We start from the raw sequence: 3,763 nt of genomic DNA, 5'->3' as shown, positions 1-3,763 counted from the left end.
AAGGAGAAAAGCTAATTTATATGACCATTATAGAGAAAGGTTGTTAGGTTTTTAAACTTTGACGCTCTTACCCTGGGTTTGCATAACTATCACTTGCCAAAAAATAAATACATGTTACGAATACCATAATAAATTTTTTATACATTATCATATTAAATTAACTCCACTTAACGATATTTAGGTACTATATATTTAGAGTGATAGGAACTATCAATCTGGATCAATCTCTTCATTTGCTTATAAATTAATGACACTTGTGCATTTGCCCAATTTATATCTGTTGCATATTGCTTTTGCCCAGGACTCATCGGATTCCAACGCATAGCATATAACGTGCTTTGTGTTTTATCCGGCCGATTTATCCATAATTTTGAAATGATTGCAGCCCCTCCTATAATACCCTCATCTACTGTAGTCCAACCATGTTTTTGGGCAAAATCTGCCCCGGCTGTTTTCGCTATACGATCTTTAGCTCCAAGCCCAAAAAAATTTTTACTTTCTTTAGCAAGTGGAGAATCTCCTGCATCAGACTCATGCAAAGCATGGGCAACAAGGTATAGAGCATTTACATTATTATCTTTCGCCGCTTTTAAAAAAACGTAAGGCCACTGGAGGTTAGCAAAGAGCAAAGATTTTCTCCCTGAGAAATGATCGCTCAAAATCTGCGAGCAAACATCAAAGGCACTTTTAGCTTGTAATCTGCAAGAAGTAATAAGAGACATGGTTCTGGCTACGAAGTCAGAGCCATAATCAGAGCGCGTACCAAAATAATTTTTTCGCCAAATCACAGCAGGCAGCAAGCATTGCTCGGCATGATTATTAGTTGGCTCTACATTGTCGTTAAAAATAAAAGTCCATAAAGCATCAAAATGCGTCAATAGGTTCGAGGAAAACCGCACGATTCTTAATTTGGGGTCGATATAAGTTCCTTGCTCCAGAAGTGCTCCTACTTTATGCCGTATAGACTGAGTTTTTCGTATTAACTCCCACCGCGAGAAGCATCCCTGTTTGTATTGGGGCCACAGCTCAAATAAATCAGCTTGGCAACTTAATAACTCACGCCCTATACGGGCAACCAGTTTGTCCTGTTTCTCAGAAAGCTTCATACTGAAATCACATCCCGGATTATGTCACCTTTGGCGACTAATCCGGGCTATGCTTCCTTTGACATCTAAGCCAGACATTGAACAATCTTGTAATCTGAATTATTGACGAGGAAGAGGAATAGGATGCTTTTGAATAGCTCTTGGCATATTCGAAAATAAGAGATTAAATATAAAAGTTTTTCCCTCACCAAGAGTATAAGCATAAATATTATTATCTACTAGCTCAGGCCTAATTTTCCCATAAAAAGAGTTTGCTACCTTGTTATCAATAAACTTATAATGCTCTAAATGTGATTGATCTTTCGAAAGGCCATATGCTTCATATTCATTACCATCACATGAAATAAATTGGCTCAAAAATATGATTTCTTTTCGATTTTTTCCAGCAGTAGTCAATGAAAAGAACATGGCTCCCTGGGTATTCAATCTAATATCATTATCGTATGCAGAAAAAACAGGCGTTCTTGTAGGCAAAAACTTTTGCAATTGAAGATCATATAAATAAAGATAATAATGCCCCATTTTGGTATTCCTTTCACGCTTTTCAATCTCGAAACAAGGGTAATATTCGTCTCGCTCACTGCGTTCATCTTCAGCATAGAGGTAAACTTTAAATTTTTTACCATTCTGCTCTGTTATTATTAAGTTGAATGGAGAAATCTTAATGTGTGCTTGGAATTCTGGAGTAATGATAAAGTTGTTTTGACTTAAAAAAGTCCCAGCACTAGAATTATTAGTTATAAATGAAACAATTACTACGAAAACCGCAATAACTTTTTTATACATTATCATTTTCATACTTATCTCGCTTAACGATATTTAGGTAAAATATATTTGGGTTGGCAAGAGCTATCAATCTGGCTTAATTCCTTTATATAAGGATAAATATTAGTTAATTGCGCATTTGCCCAGTTTATATCTGTTGCATATTGATGAGACCCAGGGTTCGTTGGATTCCAACGCATAGCATATAAGGTATTCTGTGATTTATTTACCCATTTTTTTGAAATAAATTCCGCTCCGCCCATAATACCTTTCTCTACTGTATTCCAACCATGTTCCAGCGCAAATTTTTTGCCACCCTCATATGGATTACGATCGTAAGCTCCAATCCCAAAAAAATTATTCTGCGTTTTAGCAAGGCGACTTTTTCCCTCATCAGACTCATGCAAAGCATGAGCAACAAGATAAATGGGATTAACATTATGAGTTTTAGCCGCCTGTAAAAACACCGCTCCCTTATCCTTAAGCACGCCAGCATCCGCTAATAGTGCATCTAAATGTTCTACACGAACTCCTTCCTGATATTGTAAATCCATAAACTGTATTCTTTTCTTTGGATCTGAAAATTGAATTTCAACATCCATAAACTGCCTCACTTGCTCACGAGATGCCGCTACAAATGTCCCCTTTCTGTCATATGTTGGGTTTTCACCTTTTTTTAAACTCATTTGTTTGTTTAAGGCCTCTTCAAATGAATAAGGTGACTCTTGATAAACAATATTATCTTCGGAATCTGTTTGAGTTGGAATAGCACAAGCTCTCTCTGCTTCTGGAATCGCACTATACTGCTCCTCATCAGGAATTGCACTATATTCATAAAATGGAGTGACTATTGGTGGGGCCAGATCTCGTTTAAAACCCTCAATGGTATCATCCCAGTTATTTAATTTCTTGTAGTTTTCCCAATCGGTCAATAAATCATCAATAACAAGCTCCTTGATATTCTCCTTCGCAATATCTTTAACTCTATCCTCTAATCCAGACCATGCAAAACGTCCCACCACCGCATTTCCTATTGCACTGCCTAAATTGTCCCCTAAAACCTGTAATGCATCAAAATGAGTACCGGTGGTGAGGGATTGAGCGCCGGCTCCGGCCAGGGTTTGTAGCTCTGCGCGCAGCATGCCGCTGTGGTTATCCAGGATTTCGAGTTTTTCGCCAAATTCTTTTCCAGGTTTTGAACCCATGAGGCCTCCGGTGAGGGTGGCTACGCCTAATTCAGTCCAGTCGAAATGTTGATGACGTCTTATGGTGGTGTTAAATGCCTGGCTTGCTGCGTTTTGTTCCATCATTTCAAACGCGCTGGAGGCGCTAAAGTATTTGTAGTTATATTTGGTGCCTATCTTGCTTGATACGTTTTGAAGAGCCCCTATATTTTTTAAGCCATAGCCTATGCCGGCGGTAGCGGCGGTGGTCAATCCAGAAATCAATGCCCCGCCAAAATCAATGCCGCTTTGCAGGCCCATAAGATTGGCGGCTGTTTGCCCGGCGATGCTGCCAACGAAGCCTGCCGCAAGCCCTACACCAAGCACCGTGCCAATACCCGCCGCACCCGCTGTACCCGTAATCGCGCCACCCAAGGCGGTCAATCCGGCTGAAAATAGAGAGCCTGTGACCCCCATGCCAAGGGCAAACGCGCCCGCGGTTAAAACGGTTGCTACCGTAGCAACAATGGCAACAATGATTTTGCCCAAGAAACTTCCATGCTTTGGTTTCGGCGGTTTTGGCGTTGGGATTGCGGCCTTCGCACTGCTGTTGCCGAGCATTTTATTCGCGTCTAAAATGCGGTGCGTGGCTTGGGTGTGGTGTTGTCCTGTGGCTGCAGGCGGAATAGTGAGCCGCTGGCCGATGTAGATTTGACTATCTTGTCCTGC

At 40.5% G+C, this 3,763-nt stretch carries 3 protein-coding genes; all 3 read right to left on the bottom strand.

All coding sequences use genetic code 11. The annotated features are described in order from the left end of the window. Positions 1–167 precede the first annotated feature (167 nt). Complete coding sequence (locus tag ACQY7T_RS06955; protein ID WP_428412230.1) at positions 168–1,106, bottom strand: glucosaminidase domain-containing protein; 939 nt, start codon at positions 1,104–1,106, stop codon at positions 168–170. A 99-nt stretch (positions 1,107–1,205) separates the two neighbouring features. Further along, positions 1,206–1,892, bottom strand: coding sequence for a hypothetical protein (locus ACQY7T_RS06950; protein WP_428412229.1), 687 nt, complete (start codon positions 1,890–1,892; stop codon positions 1,206–1,208). A 23-nt stretch (positions 1,893–1,915) separates the two neighbouring features. Continuing rightward, on the bottom strand, positions 1,916–3,763 hold a 1,848-nt coding region (locus ACQY7T_RS06945), incomplete at its 5' end, for a glucosaminidase domain-containing protein (protein ID WP_428412228.1).

The sequence above is a fragment of the Legionella sp. genome (genome assembly GCF_965140895.1).
Taxonomy (GTDB): domain Bacteria; phylum Pseudomonadota; class Gammaproteobacteria; order Legionellales; family Legionellaceae; genus Legionella.
The sequence above is the reverse complement of the archived record's forward strand: the minus strand, read 5'-3'. Positions and strand labels throughout refer to the sequence as shown.